General features: G+C 43.3%; 18 protein-coding genes. 5 read left to right on the top strand and 13 right to left on the bottom strand.

The genetic code is table 11. The annotated features are described in order from the left end of the window. The first annotated feature begins 20 nt into the window (after window positions 1-20). A complete protein-coding gene (locus tag NST40_RS06200) occupies window positions 21-590 on the top strand; it encodes a TetR/AcrR family transcriptional regulator (protein WP_036681438.1) in 570 nt (189 codons plus the stop codon). 157 nt (window positions 591-747) lie between these two features. Then, window positions 748-2328 (top strand): oleate hydratase, encoded by a 1581-nt coding sequence (locus tag NST40_RS06195; RefSeq protein ID WP_342410525.1) that lies wholly within the window; start codon window positions 748-750, stop codon window positions 2326-2328. Window positions 2329-2467: 139 nt separating this feature from the next. On the opposite strand, the gene NST40_RS06190 is transcribed toward NST40_RS06195, so the two are convergent. Continuing rightward, complete coding sequence (locus NST40_RS06190) at window positions 2468-3190, bottom strand: DsbA family oxidoreductase (RefSeq protein ID WP_076142179.1); 723 nt, start codon at window positions 3188-3190, stop codon at window positions 2468-2470. A gap of 236 nt (window positions 3191-3426) precedes the next feature. On the opposite strand from NST40_RS06190, the gene NST40_RS06185 reads away from it, so the two are divergent. Next, entirely contained in the window at window positions 3427-4359 is a 933-nt protein-coding gene (locus NST40_RS06185; RefSeq protein WP_036681860.1) for a glycosyltransferase family 2 protein, read from the top strand. A 173-nt stretch (window positions 4360-4532) separates the two neighbouring features. Beyond that, window positions 4533-5639 (top strand): FAD:protein FMN transferase, encoded by a 1107-nt coding sequence (locus NST40_RS06180; RefSeq protein ID WP_076219375.1) that lies wholly within the window; start codon window positions 4533-4535, stop codon window positions 5637-5639. A 147-nt stretch (window positions 5640-5786) separates the two neighbouring features. On the opposite strand, the gene NST40_RS06175 is transcribed toward NST40_RS06180, so the two are convergent. The 10 genes from NST40_RS06175 to NST40_RS06130 form a co-directional block, all read right to left on the bottom strand. Then, entirely contained in the window at window positions 5787-6509 is a 723-nt protein-coding gene (locus tag NST40_RS06175) for an HAD family hydrolase (protein WP_076219374.1), read from the bottom strand. A 33-nt stretch (window positions 6510-6542) separates the two neighbouring features. After that, entirely contained in the window at window positions 6543-7004 is a 462-nt protein-coding gene (locus NST40_RS06170; protein WP_342410524.1) for a GNAT family N-acetyltransferase, read from the bottom strand. A gap of 102 nt (window positions 7005-7106) precedes the next feature. Further along, entirely contained in the window at window positions 7107-7613 is a 507-nt protein-coding gene (locus NST40_RS06165) for a metallophosphoesterase (RefSeq protein WP_036681852.1), read from the bottom strand. Window positions 7614-7815: 202 nt separating this feature from the next. After that, a complete protein-coding gene (locus tag NST40_RS06160) occupies window positions 7816-9009 on the bottom strand; it encodes an anti-sigma factor (protein ID WP_076220004.1) in 1194 nt (397 codons plus the stop codon). Next, window positions 9002-9505, bottom strand: coding sequence for a sigma-70 family RNA polymerase sigma factor (locus tag NST40_RS06155; RefSeq protein WP_036681849.1), 504 nt, complete (start codon window positions 9503-9505; stop codon window positions 9002-9004). Before NST40_RS06155 ends, NST40_RS06160 begins: the two co-directional genes overlap by 8 nt. A gap of 168 nt (window positions 9506-9673) precedes the next feature. After that, on the bottom strand, window positions 9674-10678 hold the full coding sequence (locus NST40_RS06150) for a siderophore ABC transporter substrate-binding protein (RefSeq protein ID WP_282579687.1): 1005 nt from the start codon (window positions 10676-10678) through the stop codon (window positions 9674-9676). 122 nt (window positions 10679-10800) lie between these two features. Next, the gene (locus NST40_RS06145) at window positions 10801-11556 is read right to left on the bottom strand and encodes an ABC transporter ATP-binding protein (RefSeq protein WP_342410523.1); all 756 of its coding nucleotides are present in this window, start codon (window positions 11554-11556) and stop codon (window positions 10801-10803) included. Then, complete coding sequence (locus NST40_RS06140; protein WP_036681842.1) at window positions 11550-12494, bottom strand: iron chelate uptake ABC transporter family permease subunit; 945 nt, start codon at window positions 12492-12494, stop codon at window positions 11550-11552. The genes NST40_RS06145 and NST40_RS06140 overlap by 7 nt, the downstream gene beginning before the upstream one ends. 2 nt (window positions 12495-12496) lie before the next feature. Beyond that, entirely contained in the window at window positions 12497-13444 is a 948-nt protein-coding gene (locus NST40_RS06135) for an ABC transporter permease (protein WP_036681839.1), read from the bottom strand. 228 nt (window positions 13445-13672) lie between these two features. After that, complete coding sequence (locus tag NST40_RS06130) at window positions 13673-13933, bottom strand: YqkE family protein (RefSeq protein WP_036681837.1); 261 nt, start codon at window positions 13931-13933, stop codon at window positions 13673-13675. Window positions 13934-14024: 91 nt separating this feature from the next. Between NST40_RS06130 and NST40_RS06125 the strand changes: the two genes are divergently transcribed. After that, complete coding sequence (locus NST40_RS06125; protein ID WP_076128100.1) at window positions 14025-14369, top strand: helix-turn-helix domain-containing protein; 345 nt, start codon at window positions 14025-14027, stop codon at window positions 14367-14369. A 17-nt stretch (window positions 14370-14386) separates the two neighbouring features. On the opposite strand, the gene NST40_RS06120 is transcribed toward NST40_RS06125, so the two are convergent. Then, window positions 14387-14890 (bottom strand): N-acetyltransferase family protein, encoded by a 504-nt coding sequence (locus NST40_RS06120; RefSeq protein ID WP_342410521.1) that lies wholly within the window; start codon window positions 14888-14890, stop codon window positions 14387-14389. Between the two features lie 25 nt (window positions 14891-14915). After that, a complete protein-coding gene (locus NST40_RS06115; protein ID WP_076185723.1) occupies window positions 14916-15758 on the bottom strand; it encodes an SDR family oxidoreductase in 843 nt (280 codons plus the stop codon). Window positions 15759-15761 lie beyond the last annotated feature (3 nt).

The following is a 15761-nucleotide window of genomic DNA, read 5'->3' as shown; positions in this document are numbered from 1 at the left end:
ATGGAAGAGGTGAAACGCTGTTGTCCAATTCTTTTCTAACCAAAAATGCATTGTCCCATTCTTTAAAAGAACTAATGGAGCATACACCGCTCAATAAAATTACTGTTAAACAACTAGTGGACCATTGCGGACTAAACAGACAAACCTTTTATTATCATTTTCAGGATATATTTGATTTGCTAGGTTGGATCTATAAGACTGAGGCTGTCGAAAGCCTCGCCCAGTATCGCAGCTACAGCACTTGGACGGACGGTTTTTATAGAATCTTCTGCTATATTGAGCGGAATAAATCCTTTTGCTGTAACACGCTAAATTCACTAGGCAGAAATCACCTGGATGCATATCTGTACGAGGTGACAAACGATCTCATCATGGGGGTTATAAACGAGCTGTCCTCCGGGATGGAGGTTTGCGAAGAAGACAAGCATTTTATAGCCAATTTCTATACGCTCGCCTTCACAGGCCTAATCATCCAGTGGATGAGAGAAGGCATGAAGGAACAACCGCACCATATGATTGAGAAGCTAAGTGATCTAATTGAAGGAAATTTTCTGAAAGCTTTACACAAATATGAGAACCATCCGTTGTAACCTTTGGTTGCAGCGGTTTTTTTTGTCTAAAAACTAGACAGATCACCCATAATGACAAAAATCCAGACACTCTAAAGAGTTTGATTATACCTTCAAAATAGGAGTTGGTTTACATTAAGAGTGTGATTATTTAAACAACTACTTGGAGGCGACCATTGTGAAAAAAGAGTACGGTAATAGACAGGTTTATTTTGTCGGTGGCGGAATTGCATCCCTAGCGGGCGCTGCTTACCTGGTCAGAGACTGTGATTTTCCGGGACAAAACATTCACATTATTGAAGAGATGAAGATTCTTGGTGGTAGCAATGACGGCGCAGGTGACGCTGAACATGGTTACGTTGTCCGCGGCGGCCGTATGCTCAACGATGAAGCTTATGAAAATCTCTGGGAACTATTAACAACGATTCCTTCTGTCGACCGTCCGGGGTTGTCTGTGCGGGATGAAATTATTGCTTTTGATACCGCTAATCCAACACACTCAAACGCCAGACTAGTAAATAAAGACGGCAAAGTAGAAGATGTATTGTCCATGGGTTTTGATATGGCTGATCGTCTCGCTATGGGCAAGCTGATTATTACACCAGAAGATAAAATGGGGAAAGCGCGTATCAACGACTGGTTCGCCCCTCACTTTTTCACAACAAACTTCTGGTATATGTGGGCTACTACTTTTGCATTTCAACCTTGGCACAGCGCTGTAGAGTTTAAAAGATATATGCTCCGTTTCTTCCATGAATTCCCAAGAATTCAAACACTGGAAGGTGTAACCCGCACTCCTTATAACCAATATGATTCCATCATTCTGCCTTTGCACAAATATCTTGAACCATTTGGTGTCGATTTCACACTGAAATGTACAGTGACTGATCTGCAGTTCAAAAAAGGTGACGGAATTACCGTAACCCAAATGAATGTAGTGCGCGAAGGTGTCAAAGATGTGATTGATGTAAAAGAAGATGATCTCGTGATTATCACAAACGGTTCTATGACCGAAGGCTCCAGCCTTGGTTCTATGACTTCTGCTCCACGCCTTAACGGCAAGGGAAGCTCGTGGAAATTATGGGAAAACATCGCTTCCAAGAAACCAAGTCTTGGCAATCCTTCTTCGTTCGATGATCATGTAGACGGTTCGAAATGGGAGTCCTTTACTGTAACTTTCCATGACTCCAAATTCTTCGATCTGATGGAAAATTTCACACGTAACCGTGCCGGCACAGGCGCTTTGGTCACATTCAAGGATTCGAGCTGGTTTATGTCCGTTGTACTGGCCTACCAACCGCATTTCCGCAATCAACCTGAGCATGTTAAAGTGTTCTGGGGTTACGGACTGTATCCAGACAAAGTTGGGGATTTCGTGAAAAAGAGAATGTGTGATTGTACCGGCGAAGAAATCATGCAAGAATTGATCGGTCATCTTCACTTTGAAGAATATAAGGACGAGATCATGGCTACCGCCAACTGTATTCCTTGCATGATGCCTTATATCACTTCACAGTTCATGCCTAGACTCAATAGTGACAGACCAAAAGTTGTCCCTGAGGGTTCCACGAACCTGGCCTTTATTGGACAATTCTGTGAAATTCCAGATGACGTTGTATTCACTGAAGAATACTCCGTGAGAGCAGCGAGAATTGCGGTATATACTCTACTTGGTATCGAACGGCCTATCGAGCCAATCAACCAATATCAATACGATGTACGTACACTATTCTCAAGCTTTGTTACATCTTTCAGATAAAACAACAATCAGCAGCGAGCGCTTCCGGATATCGGGAGCGCTTGTTTTTGAGTGTGGGAAGCAACAAAAGAACAGTTTTATCGAAACAAAAAAGAGCTGAAGGCTCCCTCAGCTCTTTTGTTTTACTCGAATCCAAACTTTAAATATTGCAAGATCCATCTGCGCAGCCATCATCGGTGGATACTTCAGAATTCCCCTTACCAACCACTTGTAATGTTGGCCCTGCTTGTTCCTCCGCCCACACAGTATCCAGTACCTCTGTAAATACAGGACCTGGTTGTGCACCAGATAAAGCATATTTATTGTTGAATACAAAGAAAGGTACACCGGTAATATTAAGACGGCTTCCTTCTTCAATATCGCCATTAACCTCATTCGCAAAAGCATCCGTTTCCAGCATTGCCGCAGCTTCCGCTTGATCCAGACCTACTTCAGCAGCGAGTGAAGCCAGTACACTGCGATCTCCAAGATTTAATGAATCCGTAAAGTAGGCACGCAGCAGACGTTCGGACATTTCTGCACCTTTTCCCTTTGTGCTTGCAAAATGACTCAGTCGGTGACTGTCAAAAGTGTTGGTATGCTTCACTGTATCAAAATTAAATTCCAAGCCCACATCTTTAGCTTGCTCCGCTAGTTGTGCGTTCATTGCTTTTGCCTTTTCGACGGTCATCCCGTATTTGGTAGCCAGCAGCTCATGAATACTCTTGTCTGTACTTACCTCTGCATGTGGATCCAGTTGAAAGCTACGGAATACTACCTCCACTTGATCACGGTTCGGGAATTGGCTTAGCGCATTCTCCAACCGTCTTTTGCCAATATAACAAAAAGGACATGCATAATCGGACCAGATATCTATTCTCACGAAAAAACCTCCTAATATTATTGATAATTTGTAGCTGCTATATAAGAGTAATAACTAAATATACGTCACTTACTATTATATAGTTAAAAACTCAAAATTACAAACTTAACTTTTATTAAAATAACATTTATAGACGTGAATGTTAAAGCAAAAAGTAAACGAAAGTGGTATATACGCTCCCCTTCAGGGCAGATAGAATAAAGTTAACACCAGAAATTCCGAAGGGAGATCCCCATATGCATGATGTATCTATAGTGATACCTACCCGTAACCGTATAAACGACCTTACAGTGTGCATAGAGTCTATTAGCAAGCAGACACAGCTAGAGAATGTCTCCATCGAGCTCTGGATTGTGGATGACGGTGAGATTCCTGAAGAAAGATTAACCTATTATCGTAACATACTGAACAAATTGCCACAGGCTGAGTTTCGATATCATCGTAAGACTAATCCGGGACTCTGGCTTTCCCGTTATGAGTCACTTGGACTAGTAAATGCTGAAATTGTGCTTCATTTAGACGATGATGCAGAATTAGATGATTCCTTATATATTCGACGATTACTTGATACTTATGCAGCGGACGATTCAATTGTCGGTGTAGGCGGTGTGGCAAAAGGCATGCGCAGCAGCAAACCGGGCCGGCTGTTTGGCATGCTGACCGGACAAATGTCCGGATCCCCGGGCAGATTATCCCCAAGCATGTTTGCAGGCTCCCTATTCCTGTGGGGAGAGAAGGAGCAGGTTTTTGAGACAGATTTTTTTCACGGCTGTAATATGTCATTCCGGCGCTCAGCATTACAAGATATGAAACCCTATCCCTGGATGACAAGTTACTCCATTGCCGAAGATATTTACTTGTCCCATTTGGCTAGCCGTTATGGCAAGCTTGTCATTAACCCGGCTATGAAAATCATTCATCATGAGTCGCCGGGTTCTCGGGATAAGGCGGGCGTTGTTGCAAGAGCTACTGCCATCAATCATTATTATCTGCTCAACTTACGTAAAGCACCCCCTATGAATTATGCCGCATTGATCTGGACGTTAACCTGTCTGACAGGCAAAGAAACTCTCAAACGAAATTTCAAAGCCGTTAGCGGTTATGCCAAGGGAATCCTTTTCGTAATGAATCCTCGTAAAAACAAATACCGTGAATACATGCTAGATTAGCTTAATAGTTACCTCTATATCCACAGCGTTGCTCCGAATCAGATTGCGGGGCTTTTTTTTCGTGCAGACGGAGTTGTACCTAAATATGCCATGAAATTAATTTCCATCAACTTCTGATCTAGGGTATGATAGTAATAATGTGTTTTAGAAACTAACTTTATGGATGGTGGAATATGTTCAAGAACAAAAAAACGACGTTGATCCTCGTTGTTATCCTCATCGTCGTCATAGCTGTCGGCGCTTGGCTAATTACTAAAAATAAGGATGACAAAGCGACGGAAACACCGGGTGGCGCAACAGCTTCAGGAAAAGGCGAAGCCAAGTCACTCTCACAGACCTTTTATATCTATGACACGGTCGTGAATATCAAAGTGTTCGGAGAAAATGTAGCCCAAAAAAATATGGATGATATCCAGCAAATGCTGGAGCGAATGGATATGGAGCTTAGCCGTACAAAAGAAGGCGGCGAGGTTTACGCAGTCAATCAAGCAGCAGGAAAAGAAGCGGTTGTCGTTTCGGACGAGACCTTAGATGTTGTAAAACAATCGGTGCAATATGCAAAAGAAATGGACGGGCTATTCGATCCCACGATTGGTCCGCTGATCGACCTCTGGAACATCGGTAGTGGCGGGGATAAAGTCCCTGATCCAGCAGCTATCGATGCAGCCAAGAGCCTAACCAATTACAGGGACGTTGAAATTGACGAAGCTGCTAAGACCGTGAAGCTATTGAAGGAAAATATGGTACTGGATCTTGGAGGTATCGGCAAAGGGTATGCTGCTGACCGTATCGCTGATTATTTAAAAGAGCAAGGCCTTAACAGTGCAATGATCAACCTCGGTGGCAGCAGTATTATTGCGTTAGGTACGAAACCAAACGGAACGGATTGGAATATTGGTCTGCAAGACCCTGACCAAAGCCGCGGCACACAGCTAGGAACGATTAAAATCGCAGATGAGGTCATCGATGCTTCTGGTGTTTACGAACGTTATTTTATGCAAGACAATGTTCGTTACCACCATATTCTTGATCCACGCACAGGTTACCCTTCTCAGAACGGTCTCAAAAGCTTGACCATTATGAGCCCTAATGCAACAGATGCGGACGCTTTGTCCACTGGGGTATTCTTGATGGGGATCGAAGAAGGCATGAAATATCTGGAGTCGTTACCTGAAGATGTAGAAGCTTTCTTTATTACCGATAACAACAAAATCTACGCCACACCAGGCATTAAAGAAAGAATGAATCTGACTGACCCTACGTACAGCTTCGCTGATTAAATGAAATAGAGCTTGCCCCCATAAAGCCGTTGTTGGCTTTGGGAGGCAAGCTCTTTTGTTGTGGATAAAGGTTTTTTGGCATGGCTGAGGGATATTCATCGCCCAGCAGCCTGATAATCAGGGAAAACCTCCCTAATTAATTCCCGATCAAGATTTTTGCAGCACCAAAGGCAACTCGCTAAATTCCTTATAATTCGTGAAAATATAACTAGGCTTATGATCCGTAGCCGGCTGTCTGCCTCTCGGATTATACCAGCAGACCTTCCAGCCAGCCGCAAGCGCTCCTACTACATCGTTAGCCCAGGTATCACCTATATAAAGTGAATGGTCTGGTGAAGTGCCAGACTTCTGATTCACATGCAAAAAGAGTTGCGGATCTGGTTTGGCCAGACCTACAGCGTCAGAAATAAAAATCATCTCCTCGGGGATCATCTGATCCAGACCTAATCCGCGAATCTTTTTCATTTGATGATCCTTGGGTCCATTCGTAATGATGCCTACTTTATGACCAGCAGTAATGAACCTTTCCAATTGCTCCCGGACTCCATCTATCATTTGAATGGTGTACTGACGGCCAATATATGCCGCTTGTACCGCCGTGGCTTGATCACGATCGAGCTGTAAACCATACTCTGCAAAAGCAAGCTCCAATCGGCGTACCCTAGTCTCCTCCAGCGGAATTTCTCCACGTAAATACATAGGCCATAATACATCACTATGATGTCTTACTTTATAAAATAATTCCGCAAAGTCCAGACTGCTCTCATCCGGTCTAAGCACTTGACGCACCGCTTCTTTAAAAGGAACCAAATGATCATATAAGGTATCATCAAGGTCAAAAAAGATTGCCAGCTTATTACTTGTATCCACTTTAACGCCCCTTACTCGTCTTTCTCTCTAGCTTTAGAAAAAAAGGTTATAGGTATAAAAATCATCATCGCGAATGTAGCCATGCGCTTCATATAAACGCTGTGCCCCCACATTCGCCGTCATTGTTGTCAGGGACAAGCCCTTGGTATTAGTTGCGAGCGCATGAGCTATGGCACTTTCCAGCAGCTTGGAGCCGAGCCCATGTCCTCGCAGTTCTGTAGTTACATATAGATCATTCAATATCCAGAGACGCTCCATAGAGACCGATGAAAAAGAGGGATAGAGCTGAATGAAGCCCCACGCTCGTTTCTCCTCGCCTTCTCCCTCCACCGCAATAAAGATTACCGATTCGTTCAGCTTCAACCGATCTGATAAAAAAGCGTGTGCGCCATCCAGATCAGAGACTACCCCATAAAATACCCGATACTCATCAAACAATGGGATAAGCCGTTCCAAATCATCATAGATCACACGTTCAATACGATAGTTGTTCATCCTCAACGCTCACTTTCCGGCTTGGGCCGTTTTAACGTTATTGTATATTTCAGCCGTACCGTGCACCATGGAGCGAACGCCAGATCATTTGGACAATTATTCTTATTCTTTGGAATCGTAGAACACATGGCGGGCACTTACTTTACCCTCTTCGATATCCAAAATTCCGAAGGAATACAGTTTCTCACGTCGTTTATCTGTTGGCGATCCTGGATTAAAGAGCAGAATCCCATTCTCTTCCCGCAATAAAGGCTGATGCGAATGACCGAATAAAATACAATCCACCTTATCGTTCGCAAAAGCAAGCAGCGCATTCCCGTCCGTTCCTTTGCGGGAGTGTGGCGTATGACCATGGACCATTCCGATCCGGACTCCCTCAAGCGTTAGCAGCTTACGCTCCCCGAAACGCTCGATGATCTCTATTCCATCGTTATTCCCAGCAATCCCTTCCACTGGAGCCAATTCAGCCAACAAATCGTAGATTCCCATACTCACCCAATCTCCAAGATGTAGAATCAAGTCTACATTCCGGAATTCAGCAACAAGTGCTTTGGGCAGAGACTTAGCCATTCTTGTCATATGTGTATCTGATACCACGCCTACTTTCATATAACTCAGCTCCTAATCTATCATACTCATCTCATATTCAAATAATTGTACGATTTGCTTAAACGAGAAGCAAGTTCTGTGACTTCTCCCACACAGAAAAGCCGGGTACACCCCACTAACACAGGGCATATCCGGCTGCCATTAAAGAATTACGAAGAAATCATTTACGCTTACTACCTTCTACAGTATTTAGCATCCCAATTCAGTTCTCTCTATCCCGCCAATTCCATAATCTTACTTCTTCAACATGAATATTGCTGACCCATTTTTCTTCCTTTAACTTGAGCAGTTCTTTAACCGGACCGGTTACGACAGCTCCATACAGCCTAACTCCGTTCTTCTCCAGATAACTAATGGAGTCATCCAGATCAATAAACGGAATTACCTTGTTGGCGATCGATTTATGCTCCTGCATTAAGTGCAGTGTCTTAAGGAAGTTCGCATTACGAAGTTCACCATCCCCATATGAGTCAACAGATGGAGAAACACTCGTGCGGCTAGTCACCCCTCCAAACCAACCCCACTTTTTCTTTGACTCTTGTGTCACCTTCATATCATCGGCATGCCAGATGGGCGTACTTGGAAATCCTAAGGGATCATTTATTACTGGCTCTTGTGTCCTTGGACCTGTATCTGCTGCGAACCATAAAAGCTCAAGATTTTTATGCTGAAACTTCTTCAATAGCTCATCTGTCGTAAAAAATTGTTCAAAAGACAAATAGGCTTCTCCTACCGTACCTTCAGGGAGCTTTTCTAGTTTTTCCCACTCACTGCTGTCATCCATCCTATTTTCTGCAGACTGGTTCTCAGTGGGATAGATAAAGTAATTACCTGTCCCACTGCGTTCATATGTCCATGAATAACTATATATTCTGGGCCAGCCTAATAGAAACTTCATCGAATAATCTCCAACATTAATCCGCGCGTCACCAATTTGTTTTATTATTTCACCCTGCAGATTCATACTAAAAAACGGTCCGGAATCGCTACTCAAATGGACGATTGTATTCGGCTGTGAAACAGCAATTGCGGAAGAAACGACATCACGGTAAGTCTCTCCTCTTTCTCCAGTGCCATAAAATACCGCTGTGATGATACTGCTGACGATCAAAAAAATCAAAAATGCAGAAATCACCGTCAAAGTATTTGATATACGTGCTTTCCACTTGCCACGGCGGATGATCTTTTTTTCTTTGCCGGGTCTGTTTCTTTTACCCTTTCCGAATTTTATGCTCTTCTCCTCATCTGAAGCCGGCTTTTCTTCGCCCATCAGTTCATCCAGATAGGCCTGGTAAGCTTCCATTTTCTCTAGCTCACGTTCAACCTCATCCCTATCCTCATCAGCAAGAGTGCCTTCGCCATACCTTCTTAACTTCTCCTTAAACTCTTCACTCATGTTCATTTCTCCTCCGCTCTGCCTCACGCAGCTTCTGTCTGGCCCGAAAGATCAATATCTTATATTGGGACAAGCCCACATCCATAATGTCCGATGCTTCCCGATAACTCAGCCCATGAAAATCATGCAGCAGCAGTGCATTTCTCTGATTGTCCGGTAGCTCACCTACTGCTATCCTCATCTCTTCCCAACGTTCCTGATGAAGCAGTGTGCTTTCTGTGGTATCTGGATGAGCAAGCTTTTTGAAATAATCCTCACTCTGAACTGTACTGCGGCCTTCCTTTCGCTTGTAATCTACGAAGGCGTTATAAGCGACACGGAACAACCATGGCTTAATCTTCTCTTCTTTACAATCCTCCAAATGTAGATAAGCGCGATAAAAGGTTTCTTGCATCAAATCTTCAGCCGCATAATGATCACCACAAAGGGAGCGCAAATAGCGGTAAATATCCATCACATACATCTGATATATTTCATCCAATGACTTTCGCTTCATGCACTCCCCCCTTAACCTAACCACGTATCCCAGCCTAAAAAGTTACAGATAAATTTAGCAACTAGTATGAATATACCAGTAATTCCATGGAAAAAAGCGAAAAAAAAGCCTGCTGGCAAGGAGTATTACTCCTGCCAACAGGCTTTTTAATTCACCAAGTTACTCTGCTTACAGAACAACTTCAACTTCTTTGAGCATTTCGCTAACGGATATTAAACCGCCACCGGACAAATACCAGTAGTTAGGATCCAAGTAGATGATTTTACCGTTTTTAAAGGCATTTGTGTTCTTCACTAGATCGTTTTCAACTGCTTTTTTAGCTGAGCCGGCTTCGCCGCCATCACTCTTCACAGCCGCATCTCTGTCCACTACAAACAGATAATCCGGATTCTTATCCGCTACATATTCGTAGGATACGCTTTGTCCGTGAGTGGATACTTCAATTTTATCATCAGCCTGTGCAAATCCGAACACATCATGGATAATCCCAAAACGGGAACCTGCACCGTAAGCACTGATTTTCCCTTCATTCGCAAGAATAACAAGTGCTTTTTTGCCATCAGCTGTTGCCTTCGTATTCAAAGCTTTGATGGAATCATTGATAGTCGCAAGCTCAGTTTCTACTTCTGCTTCTTTTCCAAAAATTTGACCCAGCATTTTCACGTTATTCGTAAAAGATTCCATGTAGTTTGCATTATCTACAGCCACATACAGAGTAGGTGCAATTTTGCTGAATTCTTCATAAGAATCCTGTTGTCTGCCGGAAATGATGATCAGGTCCGGAGAAAGACTGTTTATTTTTTCGAAGTCAGGCTCTTTCAAACCCCCAACATTCTCATATTTAGCATCGTTATATTTAGAGAGATAAGCCGGTACATTACTTTGAGGCACTCCAGTCACCTCTACACCCAGTTTATCCAGCGTATCCAGTGTACCGAAGTCAAAAACAACCACTTTTTGCGGATTGCTTTTGATAGTTGTTTCGCCAAGCGCATGCTTGAAAGTAAGCTCTGTCGGTGCTGTAGTAGCTTCCGTTGTTGGTGCTGTAGTAGCTTCCGAATTGCCTGCCGCTGCTGTGTTGTTATTTGAAGTTGCTGCATTATTGGAGCCACAAGCCGCCAAGATTACCGCAAGAAATACTGTCATAATCAGTAAAGATAAGTTCTTCTTCAATGTATTCACCCCTAATTTTTATAGTGAAGCTATTTGAATTATTCGCGTATGCGTTAAGAAGCTGGCGCCTTTCACTTCTTACGTTACGTCATAATAATATCCGCATAGTAATAGTTACCTTTTTAGAAATAGACACCGATTTTTCGGCCTCCTATAGTTTCAATAGGAATGTCCATGTCATATACCTCTTTAAGAACTGCAGAATCTATAATTTCATCCGCTGTACCCGAGGAAGCTACTCTTCCATTTTTAAGCGCAACAATGTAGTCAGAGTAACAAGAAGCAAAGTTAATATCATGGATAACGAGCACAATCGTCTTCCCCTTCTCGTCCACCAAACGGCGAAGCACCTTCATAATTTGGACGGAATGCTTCATATCAAGGTTGTTGAGCGGTTCATCGAGCAGAATGTACTCTGTATCCTGAGCCATAACCATGGCAATATATGCCCGCTGGCGTTGCCCTCCACTGAGCTGATCAATATATTTATCCTGCATCTCTTGGAGATCCATGTAAGCAATCGCTTCGTCAACGAACGCCCGATCCTGAGGACTCAGCTTCCCCTGTGAATACGGGAATCTCCCAAAAGAAACGAGCTCCTTCACAGTGAGGCGTACGCTAATATGATTGGACTGCTTTAACACCGATATTTTACGAGCAAGCTCATTACTTTTGCAGGTACCGATTTCCTTACCTTCGATCAGCACCTCTCCCGCGTCTTTGGAGATAAGTCTGCTGATCATGGAGAGCAGTGTACTTTTACCCGCACCATTTGGTCCGATAAACGAGGTGATTGCGCCCTTTTTAATGGACAAAGACACATCATCAACGACGGTTACTCCGCCATAACGTTTGGTTAAATTTTTAACTTCTACCACGACTTATTCTCCTTTAACAGCAGATAGACGAAGTAGACGCCGCCTGCAAAATTGATAATCACACTGACCGTAGTATTGAATCCAAAAACACGTTCGACCAGGAACTGCCCGCCGACAAGCGCAACAATGCTCAGCAGAATCGTTCCAGGAATCAGATAGGCATGCTTATAGGTACGGAACAGCTGGTGTCCCACATTAGCTACCAACAAACCTAAGAAAGTGATTGGCCCCACTAGAGCCGTCGAGATCGAAACGTAGATAGATACAATAACTAGCAGCCTTTTGACCACATAGTCATAATTGATCCCCAGATTAATGGCTTCATCTTTTCCAAGCGAAATAACATCTAAATACTTAACAAATCGCAAGAAATACAACGTAGTTAGCGTCAGAACAATGGTGGAGAGAATCAATAGGTCACTGCTGACATTGTTGAAGCTGGCAAACATTTTACCCTGTAGAATCAGGAATTCGTTCGGATCAATAAGCACTTCCATAAAAGAAGACGCGCTCTGGAACATCGTCCCCATGATCAGCCCTACCAGCAGCAGGAAATAAATATTTTGTCCTTCCCTACGGAACATTAGCTTATATAATACGCCTGAAAACAGGACCATGAGACATGCAGAGAACAAGAAGTTGATGTTTTTATTCATAAAGGTCATATTCGATGAACCTAAGGCATATACACCGAATGTCTGGATTAACATGTACAGGGAATCGAGCCCGAGAATACTTGGTGTCAAAATACGATTGTTCGTGATGCTCTGAAAAACTACGGTAGAGACAGCTATCACAGCTCCGGTAATCAGAATGGCCGCCAGCTTTCTTCCCCGGCTGGGCAGAACGTAGTCCCAATTTCCCAAAGCATGATACGTCATAAACAAGACGATGAGGGCGACAGCACTTATAGATAATATAGTTAGTTTTGTCTTCATCTCTAGTTCGCCTTTCTTCTCATCAGCAAGTAGATAAACAGACCACTACCGATGACGCCTACCGTGAGACTGATTGATATTTCATATGGATAGATAATGAGCCTGCCCAGAATATCGCAGAACAGGAGGAACACCGCACCGAGAATGGCTGTATGCGCCAGACTTTTTTTGAGGTTATCTCCTATGTACAACGTTACAATGTTAGGTACTACCAGACCCAGAAATGGAATCGTACCTACGGTTAAAATGACAACAGAAGAGATTAACGCTACAATTACCAATCCCACGTTGACAACCGCTTTGTAATTCATGCCAAGATTAACGGAGAAATCCTCGCCCATACCGGCTACCGTAAATTTATTAGCGAAGAGATACGCCAGGATGACAAGTGGAATGCTGATATAAATTAATTCGTATTGGCCTTTGATAATCGTTGAGAAATCTCCAAGCATCCAAGACGAGATATTCTGAATCAAATCATTTTTATACGCAAAAAATGTTGTAATCGAGCCTACAATGTTGCCGAACATGAGTCCGACCAGCGGGATAAAAATACTATCCTTGAACTTGATCCGATCCAGGATTCTCATAAAAATAAAGGTGCCCAATAGTGCAAAAACAAAAGCAACCAGCAATTTCTGCATTGGCGTTGCGCCTGTGAATAACATGAGGGATACGAGAATACCAAATTTCGCGGAATCCATCGTCCCTGCCGTAGTCGGGGAGACAAATTTATTGCGTGACAGCTGTTGCATAATTAATCCGGCAATACTCATACTGACTCCAGCGATAATCAATGCGGCTAACCGGGGAATCCGGCTTACCAGCAAGGTCTGTGCTTGAGATTCCGTAAGATGAAAGAGATCTAATGGGGATATATCTTTAACGCCTATAAACAAAGATATAAATGAAAATACTATTAGAAGTAGGGACAAATATTTTAGTTTCATGAGTTGTTCCTTATCTGTTTAATAGTTTACACATGCGATTTTATGATAATGATTTTCATTCGCAATGTTTTAAATTATACCTAAGCCCACTTTGAGGGTCAACCCTTTCATATACTTAAATTTAAAATAATTAAGACTTAGGCTTATCTGCTTAAGTTACATAAAAAAAGACACCCTAACGGGTGCCTCTTTAATCTCTGCCATATTTTTAGCGCTAAGCTATAGGATTTATTTATATTTCTTCCAATCCTGATTACTGTTCTCCAGCAGATGTGCAAAATCATTATCCAACCGCTTCTGCTCAGCCTTGCGCTGATCCTCCACTGCCTTACGGGCAGCTTCTTTACGGTCATTTTCCTCCGCTTTCAACGCATCAGATTGCGCCTTCAGCTTTCCTAGAACATCACTGCTTAGCAGATCTTTTAACGTAGCAGGGCCATCATTCGTAGCGGCTCTTGGTGTGGTAGGCATTTTCTTTTTTTTAGCCACTGTCCATCATCCTTTCTAGTACTGAATTAAATTAGAATTTGTTTAAGTTATTGGTCTTTTCGTTTATAATGTTTACTAAGAGGTGAGCCCTATGAAGTCCAATGATTTATGTCCCCGGCTACAAAAAAGTATGGATATTATCGGCAGGCGTTGGACTGGTTTAATTATCTACCAGCTCCTTCAAGGACCCCAACGTTTCAATGTAATTGAAGCGGCATTACCCATCAGTGGAAGACTGCTCTCCGAACGGCTCAAAGAGCTGGAACAGGAAGGGATCGTTCTTCGAGAAGTGTTCCCAGAGACCCCCGTGCGGATCCAATATTCTTTGACGGATAAAGGTCTTGCTCTGGAATCAGTCATCCGAGATTTACAGAGTTGGTCCAAAGAATGGGTCGATTGTGACACCGATAATCTAAATTCAACTCTCAAAATGTAAGCGTTTTATCTGAGGCATTAGATTTTAAGGCCTACAATGACTAAATCACGCTCTATACCGTCAAGTTCAGCCACACCAGGCAGCATTCCCCACTCTTCAAAACCAAACTTTTTCAACAGACCAAGGCTTGGATCATTATGTCCAAATACAAAGCCGACTAGATTCTTAATTCCGAGACTAGGGGCTTTCTCAATGGCCTCTGTCAGAAGAATTCTGCCCGCACCACCACCACGGAACTTTTCATTCACGTATACACTGATTTCTGCTGTTGCATTATACGCTGGACGACCATAGAAGGATTGAAAACTGAACCATGCAGCAATTTCATCTCCTTGCTTCAGTACCCATAAGGGACGGTGATGGCTATTATGCTCAAGAAACCATTTCTCCCGGTCTGCAACAGTAACGAGTTCCAGATCTGCAGTTACCATCCTCCCAGCAATCGTTGAGTTATAAATATCTACAATAGCTGCTAAGTCTGCAGATGTTGCATCTTCAATTCTGCTGTTCTCCCAATTCATCCCTTAATTCCTCCAAATGTGTTAATTAACTCAGGCCGACCTGCTCCTGGCTCCATTGCCACAGCCGTTCGGCCTCTATTGTATTCTGCGCTCTGGGAGACAGTTGTTTAATCTTTCTTCGATAATAATATTGACCGGTTACCTCTCCAAGATCGGGATCTGTAGCTAAATAAATCGCTGTATCGGCACCTTGTTCAGGTGTTAAGAAAAAGTATGAGAGTAACTTAAGTACCGACTTGCCAAAACCAGTCTCCCGGTTTACACCTATATTCGTCCCCACTGCTCCTGGATGCAGGCAATTCACCGTCACCCTTGTTCCGTGAAGACGCGAAGCCAGCTCCCGCGTGAACAGAATATTGGCTAGCTTGGATCGGGCATAGGCTTTTGCAGGATTAAAACGGCGAGCGAGGGTTGGATCTTCATAATGGAGCGCACCTATCTTGTAAGCACCGGAGGCAACCACAATGATACGGCCTTGCTCTGCTGCCTGCAACGACTTAAGTAACAAATTGGTAAGTAGAAAATGCCCCAAATGATTTACGCCAAGATCCATCTCAAAGCCGTCCTTCGTAAGCTGACGCTTAATCGTGACTACCCCGGCGTTATTGATAAGTATGTCTAGCATCGGATATTTCATAGTGAATTCCTCAGCAAAGCTGCGAATGCTCTCAAGTGAAGCCAGATCACACAACATGAGCTCGATATCCTCGGAGTGGCTCTTTTGTTTGGCGGCAGCAAGTGCTTCTTCTCCCCGCTGGCGATTACGGCAAACCATAATAACTTTAGCTCCCTTGCGAGCCAGTTCAACTGTTGTGGCCAGCCCCATACCGGAATTCGCTCCGGTAACAAGTGCGATTGTTCCTCTCATTGC

The sequence above is a fragment of the Paenibacillus sp. FSL R10-2778 genome, assembly GCF_038593035.1.
In the GTDB taxonomy this organism is placed as follows: Bacteria; Bacillota; Bacilli; order Paenibacillales; family Paenibacillaceae; genus Paenibacillus_AQ; species Paenibacillus_AQ odorifer.
This window is presented reverse-complemented; position numbering and strand designations above follow the sequence as displayed.

What these genes read in the sequence shown, in the direction of transcription:
- NST40_RS06185 (WP_036681860.1), top strand. Translation starts at nt 3,427, where the DNA reads ATGCATGATGTATCTATAGTGATACCTACCCGTAACCGTATAAACGAC.
- NST40_RS06180 (WP_076219375.1), top strand. Translation starts at nt 4,533, where the DNA reads ATGTTCAAGAACAAAAAAACGACGTTGATCCTCGTTGTTATCCTCATC.
- NST40_RS06170 (WP_342410524.1), bottom strand. Translation starts at nt 7,004, where the DNA reads ATGAACAACTATCGTATTGAACGTGTGATCTATGATGATTTGGAACGG.
- NST40_RS06165 (WP_036681852.1), bottom strand. Translation starts at nt 7,613, where the DNA reads ATGAAAGTAGGCGTGGTATCAGATACACATATGACAAGAATGGCTAAG.
- NST40_RS06160 (WP_076220004.1), bottom strand. Translation starts at nt 9,009, where the DNA reads ATGAGTGAAGAGTTTAAGGAGAAGTTAAGAAGGTATGGCGAAGGCACT.
- NST40_RS06155 (WP_036681849.1), bottom strand. Translation starts at nt 9,505, where the DNA reads ATGAAGCGAAAGTCATTGGATGAAATATATCAGATGTATGTGATGGAT.
- NST40_RS06140 (WP_036681842.1), bottom strand. Translation starts at nt 12,494, where the DNA reads ATGAAGACAAAACTAACTATATTATCTATAAGTGCTGTCGCCCTCATC.
- NST40_RS06135 (WP_036681839.1), bottom strand. Translation starts at nt 13,444, where the DNA reads ATGAAACTAAAATATTTGTCCCTACTTCTAATAGTATTTTCATTTATA.
- NST40_RS06125 (WP_076128100.1), top strand. Translation starts at nt 14,025, where the DNA reads ATGAAGTCCAATGATTTATGTCCCCGGCTACAAAAAAGTATGGATATT.
- NST40_RS06120 (WP_342410521.1), bottom strand. Translation starts at nt 14,890, where the DNA reads ATGAATTGGGAGAACAGCAGAATTGAAGATGCAACATCTGCAGACTTA.
- NST40_RS06115 (WP_076185723.1), bottom strand. Translation starts at nt 15,758, where the DNA reads ATGAGAGGAACAATCGCACTTGTTACCGGAGCGAATTCCGGTATGGGG.